General features: G+C 74.1%; 18 protein-coding genes. 10 read left to right on the top strand and 8 right to left on the bottom strand.

Going from position 1 to position 19,607, the window contains the following annotated elements; all coding sequences use genetic code 11:
• The gene (locus tag NP075_RS00690; protein ID WP_227563796.1) at positions 1-258 is read left to right on the top strand and encodes a helix-turn-helix transcriptional regulator; all 258 of its coding nucleotides are present in this window, start codon (positions 1-3) and stop codon (positions 256-258) included.
• Between the two features lie 318 nt (positions 259-576).
• On the opposite strand, the gene NP075_RS00685 is transcribed toward NP075_RS00690, so the two are convergent.
• Positions 577-2,154, bottom strand: coding sequence for a M20/M25/M40 family metallo-hydrolase (locus NP075_RS00685; RefSeq protein ID WP_227563795.1), 1,578 nt, complete (start codon positions 2,152-2,154; stop codon positions 577-579).
• A gap of 244 nt (positions 2,155-2,398) precedes the next feature.
• On the opposite strand from NP075_RS00685, the gene fabG reads away from it, so the two are divergent.
• From fabG to NP075_RS00670, 3 genes are read left to right on the top strand one after another with little or no spacing between them, the layout of a single operon-like run.
• Complete coding sequence (fabG, locus tag NP075_RS00680) at positions 2,399-3,160, top strand: 3-oxoacyl-ACP reductase FabG (protein ID WP_227563794.1); 762 nt, start codon at positions 2,399-2,401, stop codon at positions 3,158-3,160.
• Positions 3,161-3,218: 58 nt separating this feature from the next.
• Positions 3,219-3,644, top strand: a complete 426-nt coding sequence (nrdI, locus tag NP075_RS00675; RefSeq protein ID WP_227563793.1) for a class Ib ribonucleoside-diphosphate reductase assembly flavoprotein NrdI — start codon at positions 3,219-3,221, stop codon at positions 3,642-3,644.
• Between the two features lie 54 nt (positions 3,645-3,698).
• Entirely contained in the window at positions 3,699-3,839 is a 141-nt protein-coding gene (locus NP075_RS00670) for a hypothetical protein (RefSeq protein ID WP_227563792.1), read from the top strand.
• A 21-nt stretch (positions 3,840-3,860) separates the two neighbouring features.
• Here the strand turns inward: NP075_RS00670 and NP075_RS00665 are convergent, their stop codons facing one another.
• Positions 3,861-5,549, bottom strand: a complete 1,689-nt coding sequence (locus NP075_RS00665) for an OmpA family protein (RefSeq protein WP_227563791.1) — start codon at positions 5,547-5,549, stop codon at positions 3,861-3,863.
• Between the two features lie 224 nt (positions 5,550-5,773).
• Here NP075_RS00665 and NP075_RS00660 point away from each other — a divergent pair, with 224 nt between their 5' ends.
• Genes NP075_RS00660 through NP075_RS00650 form a run of 3 tightly spaced genes read left to right on the top strand, consistent with a single transcriptional unit; the run spans position 5,774 to position 9,102 of the window.
• A complete protein-coding gene (locus NP075_RS00660; RefSeq protein ID WP_227563790.1) occupies positions 5,774-6,379 on the top strand; it encodes a DUF4956 domain-containing protein in 606 nt (201 codons plus the stop codon).
• Positions 6,376-7,182: a polyphosphate polymerase domain-containing protein gene (locus tag NP075_RS00655; protein WP_227563789.1), complete on the top strand. Its 807-nt coding sequence runs from the start codon at positions 6,376-6,378 to the stop codon at positions 7,180-7,182. The genes NP075_RS00660 and NP075_RS00655 overlap by 4 nt, the downstream gene beginning before the upstream one ends.
• Before the next feature lie 30 nt (positions 7,183-7,212).
• Positions 7,213-9,102, top strand: coding sequence for a carbohydrate-binding domain-containing protein (locus NP075_RS00650; protein ID WP_227563788.1), 1,890 nt, complete (start codon positions 7,213-7,215; stop codon positions 9,100-9,102).
• Between the two features lie 65 nt (positions 9,103-9,167).
• Here NP075_RS00650 and NP075_RS00645 read toward each other — a convergent pair whose 3' ends face one another.
• Positions 9,168-10,445, bottom strand: a complete 1,278-nt coding sequence (locus NP075_RS00645) for an alpha/beta fold hydrolase (protein ID WP_227563853.1) — start codon at positions 10,443-10,445, stop codon at positions 9,168-9,170.
• A 46-nt stretch (positions 10,446-10,491) separates the two neighbouring features.
• On the bottom strand, positions 10,492-12,885 hold the full coding sequence (locus tag NP075_RS00640) for a glycoside hydrolase family 31 protein (RefSeq protein ID WP_227563787.1): 2,394 nt from the start codon (positions 12,883-12,885) through the stop codon (positions 10,492-10,494).
• A gap of 112 nt (positions 12,886-12,997) precedes the next feature.
• Here NP075_RS00640 and NP075_RS00635 point away from each other — a divergent pair, with 112 nt between their 5' ends.
• The gene (locus tag NP075_RS00635) at positions 12,998-13,438 is read left to right on the top strand and encodes a nitroreductase family deazaflavin-dependent oxidoreductase (RefSeq protein ID WP_227563786.1); all 441 of its coding nucleotides are present in this window, start codon (positions 12,998-13,000) and stop codon (positions 13,436-13,438) included.
• Positions 13,439-13,501: 63 nt separating this feature from the next.
• Here NP075_RS00635 and NP075_RS00630 read toward each other — a convergent pair whose 3' ends face one another.
• From NP075_RS00630 to NP075_RS00620, 3 genes are all read right to left on the bottom strand, one after another.
• Entirely contained in the window at positions 13,502-14,965 is a 1,464-nt protein-coding gene (locus tag NP075_RS00630; RefSeq protein WP_227563785.1) for an SPFH domain-containing protein, read from the bottom strand.
• Between the two features lie 86 nt (positions 14,966-15,051).
• Positions 15,052-15,519, bottom strand: coding sequence for an NfeD family protein (locus NP075_RS00625; RefSeq protein WP_227563784.1), 468 nt, complete (start codon positions 15,517-15,519; stop codon positions 15,052-15,054).
• A gap of 131 nt (positions 15,520-15,650) precedes the next feature.
• Positions 15,651-17,192: an amino acid permease gene (locus NP075_RS00620; protein WP_227563783.1), complete on the bottom strand. Its 1,542-nt coding sequence runs from the start codon at positions 17,190-17,192 to the stop codon at positions 15,651-15,653.
• 159 nt (positions 17,193-17,351) lie between these two features.
• Here NP075_RS00620 and NP075_RS00615 point away from each other — a divergent pair, with 159 nt between their 5' ends.
• On the top strand, positions 17,352-17,837 hold the full coding sequence (locus NP075_RS00615) for a hypothetical protein (RefSeq protein WP_227563782.1): 486 nt from the start codon (positions 17,352-17,354) through the stop codon (positions 17,835-17,837).
• Between the two features lie 64 nt (positions 17,838-17,901).
• Complete coding sequence (locus NP075_RS00610; RefSeq protein WP_308054133.1) at positions 17,902-18,642, top strand: HNH endonuclease family protein; 741 nt, start codon at positions 17,902-17,904, stop codon at positions 18,640-18,642.
• A 51-nt stretch (positions 18,643-18,693) separates the two neighbouring features.
• Here the strand turns inward: NP075_RS00610 and NP075_RS00605 are convergent, their stop codons facing one another.
• Positions 18,694-19,575 carry an IclR family transcriptional regulator gene (locus NP075_RS00605; protein WP_227563781.1) on the bottom strand — a complete coding sequence of 294 codons (882 nt, stop codon included), beginning with the start codon at positions 19,573-19,575 and terminating at the stop codon, positions 18,694-18,696.
• Between the last annotated feature and the right edge of the window lie 32 nt (positions 19,576-19,607).

Here is a 19,607-nt window from a genome sequence, read left to right as displayed (position 1 = left end):
GTGGCGACCGAGGAGCGGCGCCGGCCGCAGACGGGTGAGACCGTCCACAACCGCATCGCCGTGCTGCGGGCCGAGCGGGGCGTCAGCCGACGCGAGCTCGCGGACGCGCTGGGGGTGCACTACCAGACGGTCGGGTACCTGGAGCGCGGCGAGTACAGCCCGTCGCTGCACCTCGCCCTGCGCATCGCGCAGTTCTTCGACGTGCCCGTCGAGGTGGCGTTCTCCCTGGAGCCGTTCCCGCGCATCGGGGCGTCGTGACACCCGTTGGGCGCGAGGCTGGGCGGCCACCTCGCATCCTGCTCCTTGACCGAGCGCTGCGGTGCAGGTCGGTGAGAATCTTCACATTTCTGTCACAATCTGACGCCCACCGGGCCCTTCATGGCCCTGCGCTTGGCCCTCGACACCCCTGAGGTCAAGAAAACGTCATGAAGGTCTTGGCAGAAGCCCCGCGGAGGAGCAAGATGTCGCCCGTCCCGAGCGAGGCTGGGCGGCCACGCCAAGGACGTCGCCGCACACGTGCGGCGGCCCGGGCACCCGTGGGCACCCGGGCCGCCGGTCAGGCGCGCTGCCCCGACGTCAGGACGCCTTCTCCAGCGTGCCGTGCTCGTGCCCGCGCCAGTGGCCCTTGCCCTTGCCCGGCTTCCACGGGCCGTGGTGGTGCCCCTGGTCGCCGGGGCCGGACACCCCGTTGATCGCGGACGTGTCGTTGGCCAGGCTCGCCGTCGCGAACGCCACCGCCGGCGCCATGATGCCGATCGCCTCGCGGCTGACGTTCGACAGGTCGTCGGCCACCGTGTGGTAGTTCGGGTCGTGCCGGATGCCGGCCGTGCCACCGAACAGCGCGACCTCCTCCTCCGTCTTGATGTCGTCCGCGCCGGTGAAGAGCCCGGACGCCGGCACACCGTTCTCGATGAACGCCTGGTAGTCCGACCGGCCCGAGAACTCGGTGTCGACCCACGGCTGGCCGACGGCGTCGAAGTACCCCGTGAGGACGTCCTCGGTCTCCGCCGAGCCCGGGGGGACCACGACCGGGGCCTCGTACGTCGACTGGTCCGCGTCGTACACGCCGATGATGTAGTTGGGCGACCCGACCATGTCGAAGTTCAGGTACGTCGCGATGCGGTCGAGCTCGCCCTCCTGCGTCGCCAGCTCGTCGACGTACGCCGTCGAGCCGATCAGCCCGAGCTCCTCGGCACCCCACCAGGCGAAACGCACGGTGTTGTTGTGCTTCTTCTGCTTGGCGAGCTGCACCGCGACCTCGAGCAGGACGGCCGAGCCGGTGCCGTTGTCGTTGATCCCGGGGCCCTCCTCGACGCCGTCGAGGTGCGCGCCCAGCATGACGACGTTGTCGTCGCGACCCGTGCGCGTCTCGGCGATGACGTTGAAGCTCTCCTGCTCCTCGGTGTGGAACCGGGTGTCCAGGGTGAGCGTGGCGCCGCCGGCCGCGATCGCCGCGACGACCGCCTGCCCGTCGGCCATCCCCATGCCGGCCACCGGCACCTGCACGAGACCCTCCGCGCCGAGCGTGCCGAACAGCATCTCCTCGACGTTGTTGTAGACGACGACGCCGACGGCCCCGGCGGCCTCCGCCGCGACCGCCTTCTCGCCGAAGCTGCACACGCCGCGGCTGACGACCGCGATCGCGCCCGTCACCTCGACGCCGGCCCAGGAGTCGGCCGTGCAGCCCGTGGTGTCGGTCGGCACCGCACCGGGCGCGGTCACACCGCCCTCCGCCGTGCTGGGCGCGTACAGCATCTGGTCGACCTCGTACGCCTCGCCCGTGCCCAGGGTCAGGCTCGCGGCGTCGACGACCTCGAACCCGAACGTGAACGGGTCGCGCGTCGTGGTGTAGCCGGCGCGCTGCAGCGTGCGCTCGACGTACCGCGCGCTCGCCTCGTAGCCCGCGGTCAGGGCGGCGCGGTTGCCGTCGTTGCGGTCGGCGATGCGCTGGAGCTCCTCCAGGTGCCGCCACACGCCGCGGGTCGTGACCTGCCGCGCGAAGCTCTCGGCGTCGATCGCGTACCCGGGGCCGTGACCCGGCCCGTGACCCGGGCCACCGCCGTGGGCGGCAGCGGGTGGGACGAGCAGTGCGCTCGCGCCGAGCAGGACGGCGGCGAGGGTGCCCGCGAGGGCGGTGGTACGTCGAGCTGCCACGGTGGTGTCCCTTCCGTGCACGGGACCGACGGCCGGGCGGCCGCGGCCGACGTCGTCGCCCGGCTGGGGCGGTCGGCGTCCGGGACAACGTAGGACGGTCCGGTCCTGAAAGTCACGGGATGTCATGACACCGGGGCAGGAATCGGGCGACGCCCGCCGCGCGAGGGGCGGCGCCCCGCGTGCGGGGGTACCCCCGGTGCGCGACAGTCGAGGGGACGACGACGTCCGTCGACCTGGGGGCACCATGTCTGCACTGCTCGAGAACCGCACCGCGCTCGTGACCGGGGGGACCCTCGGCATCGGGCGCGGCATCGCCGAGACGCTGGGGCGGCACGGTGCCCGCGTCGTCGTCACCGGCCTGACCGAGCAGGAGTGCGCCGACGCGCGTGCGCGCGGGGTGGACGCGCACGTCCTCGACGTGCGGGACGCCGCGGCGTGCCGCGACGTGGTCGCCCGTGTCGTCGAGCACCACGGCGGGCTGTCGGTGCTGGCCGCGAACGCGGGGATCTACCCGCAGGCTCGGATCGCCGAGATGACCGACGCGGACGTCGACGGCATCGTCGACGTCAACCTCAAGGGCACGATCCACGCGCTGCAGGCGGCGCTGCCGGCCCTGACCGCGTCGGGCCGCGGCCGGGTCGTCGTCACCAGCTCGATCACGGGCAACGTCACCGGGTACCCGGGGTGGGCGCACTACGGCGCGACGAAGGCCGCGCAGATGGGCTTCGTGCGCACCGCGGCGATCGAGCTGGCGCGCGCCGGCATCACCGTGAACGCGGTGCTGCCGGGCAACGTCCTGACCCCGGGGCTGCGCGCGCTGGGCGAGGAGTACATGGCACGCATGGCGCGCTCGGTGCCGCTGGGGTTCCTCGCGGAGCCCGAGGACGTCGGGGAGGTCGTGGCCTTCCTCGCGTCCGACGGCGCGCGGTACGTCACCGGGCAGGGCGTCGTGGTCGACGGCGGCCAGGTGCTGCCCGAGTCGCCGGAGGCGCTGGACGAGATCTGAGGCCCCCGCGGGACCAACGTCCGCCGTGGGCGGCCGGCGCGGAGGGTGGGCTGGGAGCATGCGCCGCACGCCCGTGTACTACTACTCGTCGACGAGCGGCCTGGTCCGCACGTTCGCCGAGCGCCTGGACCGGCCGACGTTCGACCTGGCGGAGCGCGAGCACCGCCGCAGCGAGGCCGACGGGCCGTGGGTGCTGCTCACCCCGTCGTACACGACCGGCAACGACGCCAACGACACGATCCCCGAGGCGGTGCGCCGGTTCCTGCGCTCGGCGCACAACCGGCGCCTGCTCGTCGGGGTCATGGGGTCGGGCAACCGCAACTTCGGGCGCTACTACCAGAAGGCCGCGCGGGAGATCGCGCAGCGGTCCGGGCGCCCGGTGCTCTTCGAGTTCGAGCTGGCCGGGACGCCGTGGGACGTCGAGGAGTGCGAGCGGATCCTGCGTGACCTCGACGCGGCGCTGGAGCTGGCGCACGCCGGCTGAGCGGGTGGCCGTCCCCGCGGCCGGACGGCACGCTGGTGCCGGGAGGTGGTCGCGGTGCGGACCGGTGGGCACGACCCGTGGGACGACGAGCAGCGCACGCGGTGGCGCGTCCGGCTCCTCGTCTGGACGGGTGGCGCGGTCCTGCTGGCCACGGTGGTGGGGCTGGTCCACGCCGTCTACCCCGTCGTCACCTGAGCCCGCCCCCTCGCGCTCCCCTCAGTCCGCCGGCTCCGCGGCGGTGGTCGCCGCGTCACCGGGCGCGACGGGGACGTCGACCAGGCGGAAGTCGTTGTCGAAGGCGATCCCGGTGCCCACCTGGAACGTCACGGTGTCGACGTCCATCCGGGGGTACACGAACGAGTAGACCCGTGTCTGGCCGCCGTCGATCCAGGCCTTGGCGTCGAGGTCCGTCACGGTGAGCCACTCGCCACCCGGGTGGTCGGGGCGCGGGCCCGTCGTGTAGTCCATCGGGTAGAGCTTGGACGCCCCGTGCAGCAGGACCGCACGCCCCGCGAGGTCCACGGGCGTCGTCGTGCCGTCGCCACGGTGCGAGTTCCAGCCGCGCAGGAAGCCGGGCGTCCACCCCATGCCGTCCTCCTGGTCGTCACCGCGCACCGCGAGGTCCACGACCACGTGGCCGTGCACGCGGCGGGCGGTGGCCTGCACCTCCCACTTGCGCGCGAAGTTCGCGAGCTTGACGGGTCCGTCGCCCGGCGCCACCTGACCCTTGTCGCCGAACGGCGGCAGCTCGCCCGTGGTCGTCACGTCGGTCCGCGTGACCACCGTGGACGTCAGGGTGACGGTCACGCGCCGGTTGCGGGCGCGGTTCTCCTCCGAGTCGTTCGCGACGAACGGCTCCGCCTCGCCGCGACCGTCGACCTCCATCGGGTACGCCGCACCGTCGACCTGCGTGCCGAGCACGTCCGCGACCGCCTGCGCGCGGCGCTGCGACAGGTCCTGGTTGTAGGCGTCGTCGCCCTGGTCGTCGGTGTGCCCGACCACGCTCACCGTGCCCGGCTCGCGTTCCGAGATCCGTGCCGCGACCAGCGCGATCGCCTCGCTCGCCGCAGGTGTCAGCGTGGCCTGGTCGAACTCGAACAGCACGTCCGAGCCGAGCTGCACGTCGATGCGCTCGGTGGACTCCGTGGTCGTCACCGCACCCTCGAGCTCGGCGCTCGTCGAGTCCAGCGGGAACGTCGGCGCCGTGACGATCGCGTCGAGGTCGAGCGTCTCGGGCTCCGGCAGCGGCGACGGGGTCGCGGTGCCGGTCGCCTCGGCCGACGCCGACGCCGCGGCGGCCTCGGACGCCTCCGCACGCTCGCTCGACGGGACGTCCCCCTCGATCACCGGCACGTCCGCGACCAGCGGAGCCCCGGGCAGGAACACCGACACGCTCGACACGTCCTGGGGCGGCGCGGCGTACGGGATGAGGACCCGGCTCCCCTCGGGGCCCCGCAGCACGTCCCAGTCGTCCGGGGCGACGACGGGCCACTCGTCGGCACCGATGCCCGGGTGGTACACGACGTCGCGGACGAGGTCGACGAGGCGCACGTTGCTGGGTGCGCGCAGCGTGAGGTTCCGGGCCAGGCCGCCGTCGAACCCGCCGATGTGGACCGGGTCGTCCTGCGGGACCTCCTCGAGCGGTGTCAGGTCCAGCGTGAGGACCGCGTGCTCGCCCACCCGCACGACGGGGTGCACGGCGATCTCCACGTCGATCCCCCCGTCGGCGACGACCGCCGTGGCGACCACGTCCTCGGGCTGCGGGCCGGGGTCGACCGAGGGCGTGGGGGTGGGGTCGGGGACGCCGGGATCGCCGCCCGTGCAGGCCGTCAGGAGCGCGAGCGTGGTGACGAGGGCGACGCCGAGCGGCGTGCGCGCGCGACGGGTGCGGGGGGCGGCGAGCACGAAGGGGTCCTCCAGGGGCGGGTGTGGCGGCCATGATGCCGGACTCGTCGGGGCCCGGCAGTGCGGGGTCCAGCGGTCACCCGTTCGCCGGTCACTCGCGTGGAGCGCCGGATGCTGAGCCGCGCCCCAGAGCGGGCACAGCCCCGTCACAGGCGCGCAGGGCTGGATGGACCTGCCCACCCCGGACGAGGGGTGCGTCCCGACGACCACCGGAGGCCCTCCCCGTGCCCGACACCGCGCTGCTCGCGGCGGACCTCGTCGCGATCACGGTCCTCACGTTCGTCCTGTACCTCCCCCGGCACCGCCGCCGCGACCTCGTCGTCGCGTACCTCGGCGTCAACGTCGGTGTCCTGGCGGTCTCGGCGGCCCTCGGGTCCGCGACGGTCGGCCCCGGCCTGGGGCTCGGGCTGTTCGGTGTGCTGTCGATCATCCGGCTGCGGTCCACCGAGCTCGCGCAGAGCGAGGTCGCGTACTACTTCTCGGCGCTCGCGCTGGGACTCATCGGTGGGCTCGGCGTCGCGTCGGCGCCGGTCGGCCTCGCCCTCATGGCGCTGATCCTGGTGGTCATGGCGGTCGGCGACTCGCCGCGCCTGCTGCGGCGGTACCGGTCGCAGACCGTCGTGCTGGACCGGGCGTTCACCTCCGAGGCGGCGCTCGTCGCGCACCTCGAGCACCTGCTCGGCGCGCGCGTGCACGCCGTGGACGTCCAGCGGCTCGACCTCGTCAACGACACCACGTGGGTCGACGTGCGCTACGCGCTGCCGGCCGGCGGCACCGGCGTGGCGGAGGACGCCCGGAGGCAGCCGACGGCGGCGGGGGCCGCTCGATGAGCGCACGGACCCTCGACGGACCCGTCACCGGCCTCCCCACCGTCACGCTCGACGAGCTGCAGGCACGCGCGTGCCTGCAGACCCGCGTCGACCGCAAGTACGTCGTGCCGGACGCGGTCGTCGACGACCTGCTGACGGACCTGCGCGACGGGTGCGAGGCCGCCCGCGTGCTCCGCATCGACGGCCGCGAGGTGTTCGCGTACGAGTCGGTGTACTTCGACACCCCCGACCTCACCTGCTACCTGGGGGCCGCGCACCGGCGGCGTCGGCGGTTCAAGGTCCGCACGCGCACCTACCTGGACTCCGGCGCCTGCTTCGCGGAGGTGAAGACCCGCGGGCCGCGCGGGTCCACGGTCAAGACGCGCGCGCCGTACGACCGGGACCTGCGCGACCGGCTCACCCCCGAGGCGCTCGCGTTCGCCCGGGCGGTGCTCGACGCCGCCGCCGTGCCGCACCCCGACGACCCGCGCTACGCGCCGACGCTCGTCACGCGCTACCACCGCCGCACGTTCCTGCTGCCGGGCCCGCACGCCGCCGACTCGCGGCTGACGGTCGACACGCACCTGATCTGGACCGCGGCGCGAGGGTCCGCGCTGCGGCTGGACGGGCTGAGCGTCGTCGAGACGAAGACGGGCGCGACCCCGTCGGGCGCCGACCGGCTGCTGTGGCGGCGCGGTCACCGCCCCGTCCGCCTCTCCAAGTACGGCACCGGCATGGCCGCGACCACGCCGGACCTGCCCTGCACCCCCTGGCGACGCGTGCTCGACCGGCACGTGACGCCCGCCCTCGTCCCCGCCGAGTGACCGGCCCGACCACAGAACGGAGCACCACCGATGCGACGCACCCTCGCCCGGCTCACCCTGCCGGCCGCCCTGGCCGCTGCCCTGCTGGCCGGCTGCTCGGCCACGTCGGCGCCGGAGCAGGGCCTCTCGTCCGGCGCGTCCGCGGACACGTCCGGCACGGCGGGGACCGACGTCGCGGACGTCGACCCGGCCGCCGCCGACACGACCGTCCAGGCCGAGCTCGACGCCAACCACGACGCGGTCGCGGCGGACGCGGCGTGGGACGAGGCGTCCGCGGTGAGGGTGACGCTCGACGGCACCACGGCGTCGGCCGACGGCGACGGCGTCGAGGTCGACGGCGGCACCGTGACGATCACGGCGGCCGGCACGTACGTGCTGACCGGGACGCTGAGCGACGGGCAGGTGGTCGTCGACACCGCCGACCCCGAGCAGGTGACGCTCGTGCTCGACGGCGCCGCGATCACGTCGTCGACGACCTCGCCGCTGCAGGTCCTGGCTGCGGAGGAGGTGGTCGTCGTGCTGGCCGACGGGACGGCCAGCACGCTCGTCGACGCGAACACGTACGCCGACGCGGACGCCGAGGACGCCCCGGGCGCCGCCCTGTACTCCGCGGCCGACCTGACGATCGCCGGGACCGGGTCGCTGACGGTCACGGGCAACGCGAACGACGGCATCGCGTCGAAGGACGACCTCGTCGTCGCGTCGGGGACGCTCGACGTGACCGCCGTGGACGACGGCCTGCGCGGCAAGGACGCCCTCGTGGTGCTGGACGGCGACCTCACCGTGGACGCGGGCGGTGACGGCCTGAAGGCCGACGCGGACGACGACGCCACGCGCGGCTACGTGCACGTGGCGGGCGGGACGCTCGACGTGACGGCCGGCGACGACGGGATCACCGCGACGACCGACGTTCTGGTCGGCGGCGGCGCGGTGAGCATCGTCGCCGGGGGCGGTGCGGCGCAGGCCGCGTCGGTCACCGAGGACGTCTCGCCGAAGGGCGTCGCCGCGGGTGTCGCGCTCGTCGTCGGCGGCGGGCGCCTGCACGTCGACGCCGCGGACGACGCGCTGCACTCCGACGGCAACCTCACGGTCACGGACGGCGACGTGCAGGTGACCGCCGGCGACGACGCCGTGCACGCCGAGCGCGGCCTGCTCGTCGGCGGCGGCACGCTCGACGTCACCGCGTCGGTCGAGGGCATCGAGGGCGAGGTCGTCACGATCAGCGGCGGCGACGTCACCGTCGTGGCGTCCGACGACGCGGTCAACGGCTCGTCGCCGACGGTGAGCGGGTCGATGCAGCCGATCGAGGGGGTCGCCGTGACGATCAGCGGCGGCACGGTCGTCCTGGACGCCGGGGGCGACGGCCTCGACTCCAACGGTGACCTGACCGTCAGCGGGGGCACCGTCGTCGTCAACGGGCCCACGAGCAGCGGCAACGGCGCGACGGACGTCAACGGCACGTTCACCGTGAGCGGCGGCGTGCTGCTGGCCGCGGGCTCGTCGGGCATGGCGCAGACCCCGGCCGCGAGCAGCCCGCAGTCGTTCGTGTCCCTGACGTCGCCGCAGGGCATCGCCGCCGGGACGGTCGTGCACGTGCTCGACGCCGACGGGACCGTGGTCGCGACGTTCGGGACGAGCAAGGCGGTCGGCAGCCTGCTGCTCTCCTCGGCCGACGTCGTCGCGGGCGAGGAGTACCGGCTGGCGGTCGGCGGCACGGCCTCGGGCGCCTCCACCGGCGGGCTCCGCGAGTCCGGCGACGCGACGGGCGCGAGCATCGAGGCCGACGCCACCGCGGGCGTCGAGTCCGGCGGCACGGGCGGCCCCGGCGGCCGTCCCGGCGGCGGGGCGGCCGGCGGGGCAGGCGGCAGGCCGGACGGCAGGCCGGACGGCCCGCCCGCGAGCGCGCCCACCCGCCCCTGACCCCCCACCCCCCCGTGCCGTGAGAGTGCCATCCAGTCACGGCGCGGGGGTCGGCCCCCGGTTGGTCAGCGGGAGGTGACCGTCCAGCGCCCCGACGTCAGGTCGCGCAGCCGCGGCAGGATCGTGTCGCCCGCGACGCGCAGGCCGTCGTGCAGGTGCTCGTTGGTGATCCACACCTGGGCGTTGCCGAGGCCGTCGGCGGTGCGCAGGGCCAGGTCCAGGTCCACGTACGGGTCGTCGTAGTACTGCACGGCCGCGACGGGGACCTCGTTGGCGGCGAGGCGCTCGGCGTCGTAGAGCTCGGGCCAGTCCGTGCGGGACGCGAGCTCCTCGGCCACCGCCGCGAACGGCCGCAGTGCAGCGACCTGCTCGTACATCCACGGGTACACGGCCTCGCCGGTCAGCAGCAGCGGCCGGGCGTCGCCGGCGAACGCGGGGTGCCGCGCGTGCTCGGCGGCGGCCGCCCACCCGGGGCGACGGTGCCCGCAGTGGTAGATGACCTCCTGCAGCACCGCGTACAGCGGGTTGGTGTCGAAGCCGGTGCGCGACGCCACCTGGGCGAGGAACCCGCGCGCGGGCTCGCCGCGGCGGTCCAGCGCCGTGTCGAGGAGCCAGTGCAGGTCGTCGACGCCGGTGCTCATGCCCAGCGGCATCCCGAGCGTCTGCAGGCGCTCGACCGTCAGCGTGTCGCCCGTCGGCAGCACGACGTCGCCCGCCGCCACCCGGTCGGCGATCCGTCCCAGCAGGTCGACGTCGTCGGGGAAGGCGCGGTGCAGCGCGCGGTTGCGCGCGAGCTGGCGCGGGTACGTCGCGGCGTACACGTCCTCGGCCGTGGCGCCGACGGGCGGCAGGCCACCCGTGATCCAGCACGCCTCCAGCGCCTCGGGGTGCCGCGACAGGTACGTGAGCGTGACGAACCCGCCGTAGGACTGCCCGAGCGTCGTCCAGCGTCGTCCCCCGTACACGGTGCGCCGCAGGTGCTCCGCGTCCTCGACGATCGCGTCCGCGCGGAAGCACGCCAGGTGGTCCGCGGCCGTCCGGGCGTCGCCGAACACCGCGACGTCCGACCCCTCCACGCGCGACGACCGGCCCGTCCCGCGCTGGTCGAGCAGGACCACGCGGTGGGTGCGCAGCGCCGTCGCCCACCACCCGCCGCCGGGCGTCGGACGCGGCCCCATGCCGCCCGGCCCGCCCTGCAGGAACAGCAGCAGCGGCAGGTCCTCACCGTCGCGCTCGGGGTCGACGACCTCACGGGCGAAGACCTCGATCGAGCCGAACCGGTGCGGGTCGGCCCGGTCCACCGGCACCTCGACGCGGTGCTCGCGCACCCGGAACCCGGTCATCGCGTACTCGTCCACCACGCCACCCTACGAGCGGCGGCGGGACGCCTCAGGACGCGCGCGCGAGCACGACCTCCTCCACGGCGGCCCGCAGCGTCGCCGGTGCGCCGAGGGCCGCCAGGTGCGAGAGCCGCACGTGCAGTGGACGGTCGGCCGTCAGCACCTCCAGCACCCGGCGCTTGAGCTCGTACCCGACCTGCGCGGCGTCGAGCAGCCGGTGCAGGCGGGTGGCGACGTCGTTCGGCCGCAGCCGCGGCGTGGCACCGAGCCCGACGCGCAGGACCGCGCCGACGGGCACGTCACCGACCGTCACGCGCAGGTGACCCTCCGCGGTGCGTGCGACGACGGGGTCCACGCCGGCCCCCTCGACGGTGGCGACGGGTGCGACGCCGTCCGCGACCGACACGAACGTCGCCGTCCACGTCCGCGTCGCCGGCAGGAAGCGGTCCGCACCGGCCACGGGCCCGACCGTCAGCACACCGGCCGCCTGGTCCCACACGAGCGGTGTGCGCGCGACGCGCTCCTCGTCGAGCCCGTCCCCCGTGCCGTCGTCCTCGACCATCGTGAACGCGCCGTCGGCCCCCACGACGACGAGCACCTCGAGCGCGGCCGGCTCGACCGGGTCGTCGCCGGGCACGGCGGCGGCGTCGAGCGGCACGACCGCCCCGGCCGGCGCGAGCACGGGGACGGACGCGAGGTCGCGGTGCATCACCACCTCGCGGCCGCCGTCGTACGCCAGCCCCGTGAGCACGTCGACCCACACGCCGTCCGGCAACCAGGTGCGCACCGACGCGGTCGCCGACTCCCGGTCCCGCGGCGAGGTCACCGGGGCCACCAGCAGCTCCGAGCCGAACAGGAACTGGCCCGGCACGTCGTACGCCTCCGCGTCTCGCGACCACCGGTGGTACATCGGCGTCACCAGCGGCACGCCGTCGCGCGCGGCGCGGTGGTTCATCGTGTGCAGGTACGGCACCAGACGGTGCCGCAGGCGCAGGAACTCGGTCTGCACCGCGGCGTGCTCAGGGCCGAACGACCACGGCTCCTTGGTGAGGAACGGGTTGTTCGACGAGTGCAGCCGCAGGACGGGCGAGAACGTGCCGAGCTGCACCCACCGCGTCGCGAGCTCGTCGTCCTTCGCGCCGAACATGTGCCCGCCGATGTCGTGGCTCCACCAGCCGTACCCGATGTTGGCCGCCGCCGCCGTGAAGTGCGGCTGGAAGGCCAGGGAGGCCCACGACACGACGGCGTCGCCGGAGAACCCCACCGGGTAGCGGTGCGACCCCGGGCCGGCGTACCGCGAGAACGTCAGCGGGCGGCGCCCCCCGCGCGCGTTGTCCAGGAAGTGGAAGTGGTTGAGCATCCACAGCGGGTCGATGCCCGCGATGCGCGAGTGCGGCCCCTGCTGCCAGTCGATCCACCAGAAGTCGACGCCCTCGTCCTCCAGCCCACGGTGCAGCACCTCGAGGTACGCCGTGAGGAACGCCTCGTCGGTGACGTCGAACGCGACGGGGTCGCCCGCCGACGCGTCCAGGCCCAGGGCCGCGCACATCGCGCCGTAGACCTCCTCGTGCGGGCCGATGCCGTCCGCGGGGTGCACGTTGAGCGTCACCCGCAGGCCCCGGGCGTGGACCTCGGCCAGGAACGCCGCGGGGTCGGGGAACAGGTCCCGGTCCCAGGAGTAGCCCGTCCAGCCGCTGCCGATCGCCGGGTCGACGTCGGTGACGTGCCAGTCCATGTCGAGCACGGCGACGGAGAACGGCACACCCGCGTCCCGGAACCGGTCGAGCAGCGCCACGTACTCGTCCGCCGTGTAGCGGTGGTACCGGCTCCACCAGTTGCCGAGCGCCCACCGGGGCAGCACGGGCTGCCGGCCCGACACGGCGTACAGCGCCCGGACGGCCTCGGCGTGGTCGTGCCCGTACGCGAAGACGTACAGGTCGGTGCGGCCGTCGTCGCGCGGCGCCACCCAGCCGTCCTCGGTGAGCAGCAGCGACGCGGAGTCGTCGACGACGGCGTACCCGTGGCGCCCGGCGACGCCGGGCTCGAGCGGCACCGCGCCGTCGGCCTCGTCGAGCGTGCGCGCGGTGCCCCCGAGGTTGCGCCCGTCGTCGTCCTGGCCGTACCGCCACACCGAGTGCCACGTGGTGATCGCGCCGAGCACCGCGACCGACAGGCCGCTCGTCGTGAACGGCCCCTTGTCGTACGTCAGCCGCAACCTGCGCGTCACGACCTCCAGGTGGGTGCCCTGGTCGACCACCCGGAACTCGGGCACGGGCTGGCGGCGGTGCAGCGCGAACGTCGACGCGCTGTCCTCGAACACGCCGTCCGGCGAGTGCTCGATGCGTAGCAGACCGTCGGTGAGGACCGTGATCCGGTAGTGCTCGCCCTGCACGACGGCGGCAGGGTCGGCGACCGGGTGGGTGGGCAGCGTGGGCAGGACCATGCCGACCATCCTCAGGTCGGGTGCGGCGCGGTGCACACGCGGGGGGCCGCGACCAGCCACGTCGTCCCGTGCCGGGCGGAATGTCCGCACCGCCGGCGGTGTTGTGACCGGCATGCCCCTCACCGGTGAGTATGCCCCCAGCCCCAGCGACTGGGCACGCAAGCAGGCGGAGCTCTACGAGTCCTCGGGAGGCACCGAGGGCACGACGCTCGACGGCCGCCCCGTCATCATCCTGACGACCCTCGGCGCGAAGAGCGGCAAGCTCCGCAAGACGCCGCTGATGCGCGTCGAGCACGAGGGGGAGTACGCGGTCGTCGCGTCCAAGGGCGGGACACCCGAGAACCCGACGTGGTTCCACAACATCACCGCGCACCCGCGCGTCGAGCTGCAGGACGGAGCCGTGCGCAAGGACTACGACGCGCGGCTCGTCACGGGCGACGAGCGCGCCCGCTGGTGGCAGCGGGCCGTCGCGACGTGGCCCGCCTACGACGAGTACCAGGCGAAGACCGACCGCGAGATCCCCGTCTTCGTGCTCACGCCCGTCGAGGGCTGAGCCGCCCGGACGCACGCGCCCACCCCACGGGGAGGGCGCGTGCGCCGTGCGGTGCCTGCGACGTCAGGACGTGTGGCGCGACGACCCGTTGGTGCCGACGGCCTGCTGGGCGATGCTGGAGACCAGCGAGCTGAGGTCGAGGCCGGTGAGGGACTTGATGACCTCCTGGCCCTCGCCCAGCACCTGGCCGACGGTCCGCGTCATGGCCGACGCACCGTCGGTCGACACCACGGTGAGCTGGTCGATCGAGCCGATCGGCTCGGCCGCGGCGCGGACGATCTCGGGCAGCAGCGCGATGACCTGCTGCGCCAGGACCGCCTCGCCCTGCTCGCGCAGCGCCTCGGCCTGCGCGTGCGTGGCCTCGGCCTGCGCCAGGCCCTCGGCGCGGGCGGCTGCGGCGCGCGCCAGACCCAGGGCCTCGAGGGCCTTGGCCTCGGCGAGCTGCCGGTCGCGCTCGGCGTTACCGGCGCGGATCGTCGCCTCGGCCGCGGCCTCGGCGTCCTGGACCGTGGCGATCTTGTTCGCCTCGGCGACCTTCATCCGGCGGTACGCGTCGGCCTCGGCGGCCGCGTTGGCGGCGTCACGCTCGGCGTTGGCCTGCTGGACGGCGGCGTACGCGGACGCCTCGGCCGGCTTGCGGACGTCGATGTCGAGCTGCTCCTCCGTGACCTTCGCCTTCTCCGCGAGGGCGTCACGCTCCTGCAGGGCGACGAGCTTGTCCTGCTCGGCGCGGGCGAGCTGACCGGCGGCGTTGGCCTCCGCGTTCGCCTTGTCGGTCTCCGCCTTGATGGTGGCCTGCTTGAGCGCGAGGTCGCGCTGACGCTCGGCGATCTGCTCCATCGCCTGGATCTGGGCGAACTCGGACACCTGCTGGGCCTCGGCCTCCTTGACCTCGGCGACCTGCCGGGCGCGGGCGGCCTCGGCGCGGCCCAGGTTGGACAGGTAGTCCGAGCCGGGCGTCGAGATGTCGGAGATGTTGAGCAGGTCGACCTGCAGACCCTGCTCGGCCAGGTCCGTCTTCGTCGAGGCGACGACCGCGTCCTGGAGGGACTTGCGGTCGGAGATGATCTGCTCGATCGTCATGTCGCCGATGATGGCGCGCAGCGACCCCTCGAGGGACTCCCGGATGACGTCGGTGAGCGTGGCCTGCTGGGACAGGAAGCGCTGCGCGGCACGCCGCACGCCCTCCTCGTCGCCGCGGACCTTGAAGTTGATGGACGCCTTGATGGCGAGCTTGATGCGGTTCTTGTCGACGCCCTCGACCGTGATGCCGATCTGCCGCTGCTCGAGCGAGATCGGGAAGCCCTGCTGCAGGACCGGCCAGACGAACACGCGCCCGCCGACGACCACGCGCTGGCCGGCGTCCGCCGCCGAGCCCCGTCCCGCGCCGCGGCCCACGATGATGAGCGCCTCGTTGGGCGGCACCCTGCGGATGCGCTTGGTGATGAGCGCGACCACCGCGACGAACGCGATGATCAGCGCACCGACGGCCAGGATCGTGGCCCCGTCCTGCACGAAGTCGAACATGGTGTCCCGGCCGGGCCGGGCTCCTTCCTGTGGGTGCTGCCTGGATGGTGCCCGGTGCCGCGGTGCGGCTCAGGTCCGCTGGGACGTCAGACGGGACGCACGTGCACGCGCGACCCGGAGACGGCGACGACGACGACGCGCGTGCCGGCCGCGATCTGCTCGTCGGACCACGCGAGGCGGGCCTCGAGGTCCTGGACGCCTTCGAGACGCACCTCGCCGCCCCCGGGTCCGGTCGTGGCGGTCGTCATGCCGTACGCACCGTCGAGCGGCGGCGGCGGGGGGTCCTCGGTGTCGGACAGCCGCTTGACCAGTCCCTGCGCGACGAGGAAGGCGATGACCGCGAACCCGGCGCCGATGACGTAGGCCCACAGCGTCGACAGGTCCTGCGCCAGCGCGATGACGCCGCTGGCACCGAACACGACGGCGCCGACCCCGGCGGCGATGCCGGAGAACCCGCCCTCCCCGATGTCGAACGACTCGAAGATGTCGCCGAAGACCAGCGACGCGAGCAGCACGACGAGGCCGATGCCCCCGATGACGAGGAAGACGGTCACGGAGAGGGTCCCTTCGGTGGGTGGTGCGCCAGTATGCCTCAGCGCGCACGTCACCCGGAGGGGTCCTGCGACCTTTTGTGGACAGACGTCCGGGTGAACCTCGCCCGGCTCCCGTCGCCGCCTTCCGGTCGCTACAGCAGCGCCTCGTCGTCCGTCACCGGGGCCGGCGTCCCCCTGCCCAGCAGCGAGTGCCGGTACGAGAACCCGAAGTAGATGACCAGCCCCACGAGCACCCACACGAGGAACCGGAGCCACGTCAGCGTCGTGAGGTTCAGCATCAGCCAGATGCACGCGACGCCCGAGATGATCGGCAGCACCGGCGAGAACGGCACCCTGAACCCGCGCTCCAGGTCCGGCCGCGAGCGGCGCAGCAGCGGGATGCCGAAGCTGACCAGCACGAACGCCGAGAGCGTGCCGATGTTGATCATCTCCTCCAGCAGCTCCACCTCCGACAGCCCGGCGATGAGCGCCACGACCACACCGGCACCGACCTGCAGCCACGTCGGGGTGCCGAACCGCGGGGACGTGCGCGACATGCCGCGCGGCAGCAGCCCGTCGCGACTCATCGCGAACACGATCCGCGTCAGCCCGAGCAGCAGCACCATGAGCACGCTGGTGAGGCCCACGAGGATGCCGATGGAGATGACCCGGCCCGCCCAGTCGGCCCCCACGAGGACGAACGCCGTGGTGAGGGACGGGGAGCCCGACTCGGCCAGCTCGGTGTAGCTGACCATGCCGGTGACGACCACGGTCACCAGGATGTAGAGGACGGTGACGAGCGCGAGGCCGCCGAGGATGCCGCGGGGCACGGCACGCTGCGGGTTCTTGGTCTCCTCCGCGGTGGTCGCCACGACGTCGAAGCCGATGAACGCGAAGAAGACCAGCGCGGCGCCGGACAGGATGCCCATGACGCCGTACATGGACGGGTCCATGCCCAGCAGGAAGCCCGTCAGCGGCTGGTGCAGCGCGCTGGTGCCGGCCTCGGCCGGCTGCGACGGCGGGACGAACGGCGTCCAGTTCTCCGCCTTGACGTAGAAGAACCCGGCGACGATGACGAAGAGCGTGATGCCGACCTTGATGATCGTGAACACGCTGTTCACGCGGGTGCTCAGGCGCGTGCCGATGGCCAGCAGCACCGTGAACACGGCGACGATGAGCATCGGGCCCCACGCGACGTCGGCGCCCAGCACCTCCACGGTGGCGGGTACGTCGATGCCGAACAGGCCGAACGCGTCGGACAGGTACACGCCCCAGAACTTGGCGATGACGGCGGATGCCAGGAGCATCTCGAGGATCAGGTCCCAGCCGATGATCCAGGCGACGAGCTCGCCCATCGTCGTGTACGAGTACGTGTACGCGGACCCGGCGACCGGCATCGTCGAGGCGAACTCGGCGTAGCACATGATCGCCAGGCCGCAGACGAGCGAGGCGATGACGAACGACAGGATGACCGACGGGCCGGCGTAGTTCGCCGCCGCGGTCGCCCCCACCGAGAAGATGCCGGCACCCACCGCCACCGAGACGCCGAGGACGGCGAGGTCCCACGCGGTCAGGGTGCGGTGCAGCCGACGGTCCGGGTCGTCGAGCTGCGCCATCGAGGCCTCCACGGACCTGCGCCGCAGGATGCCGCGGTACTCGCGGGGGCCGCCCGCCGTGGGGCTCGGTGTCGTCATCGTCCCTCCTTCGGATGCCTGGACGTCACCCGAGAGCATGACGCTCCCCCGGGACGGCGGCCACCGGACGTTCGTCCCGGGACGCGGTCCGGTGCGTCCGGTGTGTCCGGCTGCGCGCCCCGGCATGCGGGCCGCCGGGCTCCTCGGCAGGGTGGACGCATGGACGACATTACGCGACCGGTCGCGGACGACCGCCCCGACGACCACCACCTGCCGCCACCCGGCGCGGACGACGCCACCGTGGCAGCCGTCGGCGGGGTGACGGCCGCGTTCGAGGTCGTCGAGCACGCCCGCGGCATGCTGTACGCCTTCCACCGGCTCATCGGGCGGGCGGACGGCGAGCTGCAGGAGGCCCTGGACGCCCTGGAGGCCGCGGGCCACGGTGAGCTGGCCGACCGCGTGCGCGCGGAGGTCGTCGGGCGCAACGTGCTGCCGGGCCGGTGGACGTTCCAGGTGGTCGAGGAGTTCGACGAGGGGTACCACCGGGCGTTCGCGGACGCGGAGCGGTACGTGCGCGACGAGCTGACCGCCGGGCGGCGGCACGTGTACGAGGCACAGCTCAAGGAGCGGGAGCGGACGCACGGCCGGCCGGGGCACGAGGCGGTGCCGACGGACGTGCCGTCGTCGGACGCGCCGCAGCGCTGACGGGCCGTCCACCGGCCGTCACCGGCGTGCGCGCCATGTCGGCAGCGTGCGGCATGCTGCCCCCGTGCCCCACCTCCTGACGAGCCCGCGATCGACGCAGCGCCGACGACCCGCCCGTCGCACGTCCCGGCGGGGCCGGTCGTGGGTGCTGGTCCTGCTGGTGGGGGTCGCGGCGGGCCTCGGTGCTCCCGTGTGGCTCGACGCCCGTGCCGCCGCGCAGCACCCCGTCACCGCGGCGGACCTCGCGGCCGGGCGGGCGGCGCTCGACACCCTCGAGGTCAAGGGCCGGGCGCCGCGCACGGGCTACGAGCGCGAGGAGTTCGGCCAGCGCTGGGCCGACGTCGACCGCAACGGCTGCGACACCCGCAACGACGTCCTGCGGCGCGACCTCGACGACGTGACGCTCGATCCGGCCACGCGGGGCTGCGTGGTGCTCACCGGCACGCTCACGGACCCGTACACGGACACGGTGATCGCGTTCGAGCGCGGCGAGCGGTCGTCCGAGGTGCAGATCGACCACGTGATCGCCCTCGCGGACGCCTGGCAGAAGGGTGCGCAGGGCTGGTCGGACGAGCGACGCACCGCGTTCGCGAACGACCCCGCGAACCTGCTCGCGGTCGACGGCAGCGCCAACCAGAGCAAGGGCGCCGGGGACGCCGCGACGTGGCTGCCCCCGAACCGGGGGTACCGCTGCGCGTACGCGCTGCGCCAGACCACCGTGAAGGCGGCCTACGGGCTGTGGGTCACGCAGGCCGAGCACGACGCGCTCACGCGCGAGATCGGCCGGTGCGTCGTCGCCGACTGAGCACGCGTCGGCCGCACCCCGCGGGCGGGGGTCCGACCGTCGCCTGCGCGGTCAGGCGCCGCGACGCTCCTGCGAGACCTCGCTGGTACCGCCGGCGGGGGTGACGGCCGGGGTGGCACCCGTCCGCACGCCGACGGTGATCCCGCCGAGGCGGCGCGTGACGGCCCGTGCCGCGAGGACCACGGCGCGCGCGTGCTCCTGCACGGCGGCGGCGGGCATGCGCGACGCGGGCGCCAGGACGGCGAGCGCACCGACGACGTCGCCGGTGTGGTCGAGCACGGGTGCCGCGACGGCCCGCACGTCGGGGTCGAGCTCGCGGTCCTCGACGGCGAAGCCGCGCCGCCGGGTCCGGACCAGCTCGGCGCGCAGCTCACCGGGGTCGGTGATCGTGCGCGGCGTCGACGCCTGCAGACCGCCCGCGACCGCCCGGTCGATGAGCGCCGGTCCGGCGACGGACAGGATGGCCTTGCCCGTCGCGGAGCAGTGCAGCGGCACGTTCGCGGGCAGCCGGCCCGGGACCCTGCCGGCACCGCCGGGGGCGGCGCGGTGCCCGGCGAGCCGGACCTGCAGACCGTCCGGGACGGCCAGGACGGACAGGCAGCCGCTGGTGCGCGCGAGGTCGTCGAGGGACGACGCGGCGACGGACTCGACGTCGAGGCTCGACAGGTACGCGTGGCCCAGGCGCAGGGCGCCGGCACCGAGCCGGAACCGGCCGCTGCTGGTGTCGCGTCGCAGGAGCTCGGACTCGAGAAGGGGCGCGGCCAGGCGCAGCACGGTCGACTTGTGGACGCCGAGGCGTCGGCCGATCTCGGCCGCCGTCAGGCCCGTCGGGTCCGTCTCCTGCGCGCACACGTCGAGGAGGGCGAGCGCGCGACGCAGTGACAGCGACTCGTTGCGGCCCGGCCGCGGTTCGGCCTCGGAAGTTGTGCTCACCGCATCACTATCGCAGATGCTGGACGTGCGAC

Origin of the sequence: Cellulomonas wangsupingiae (genome assembly GCF_024508275.1) — a bacterium.
Lineage (GTDB): Bacteria > Actinomycetota > Actinomycetes > Actinomycetales > Cellulomonadaceae > Cellulomonas > Cellulomonas wangsupingiae.
Note: the sequence above shows the minus strand (reverse complement) of the source record. Positions and strands in the feature narration are given on the sequence as shown.

Bases quoted from the DNA above. Each gene is read 5' to 3' on its own strand.
- fabG (WP_227563794.1), top strand. From the start codon at position 2,399: ATGTCTGCACTGCTCGAGAACCGCACCGCGCTCGTGACCGGGGGGACC.
- NP075_RS00640 (WP_227563787.1), bottom strand. From the start codon at position 12,885: ATGGTCCTGCCCACGCTGCCCACCCACCCGGTCGCCGACCCTGCCGCC.
- NP075_RS00615 (WP_227563782.1), top strand. From the start codon at position 17,352: ATGGACGACATTACGCGACCGGTCGCGGACGACCGCCCCGACGACCAC.
- NP075_RS00630 (WP_227563785.1), bottom strand. From the start codon at position 14,965: ATGTTCGACTTCGTGCAGGACGGGGCCACGATCCTGGCCGTCGGTGCG.
- NP075_RS00620 (WP_227563783.1), bottom strand. From the start codon at position 17,192: ATGACGACACCGAGCCCCACGGCGGGCGGCCCCCGCGAGTACCGCGGC.
- NP075_RS00650 (WP_227563788.1), top strand. From the start codon at position 7,213: ATGCGACGCACCCTCGCCCGGCTCACCCTGCCGGCCGCCCTGGCCGCT.
- NP075_RS00645 (WP_227563853.1), bottom strand. From the start codon at position 10,445: ATGACCGGGTTCCGGGTGCGCGAGCACCGCGTCGAGGTGCCGGTGGAC.
- nrdI (WP_227563793.1), top strand. From the start codon at position 3,219: ATGCGCCGCACGCCCGTGTACTACTACTCGTCGACGAGCGGCCTGGTC.
- NP075_RS00635 (WP_227563786.1), top strand. From the start codon at position 12,998: ATGCCCCTCACCGGTGAGTATGCCCCCAGCCCCAGCGACTGGGCACGC.
- NP075_RS00655 (WP_227563789.1), top strand. From the start codon at position 6,376: ATGAGCGCACGGACCCTCGACGGACCCGTCACCGGCCTCCCCACCGTC.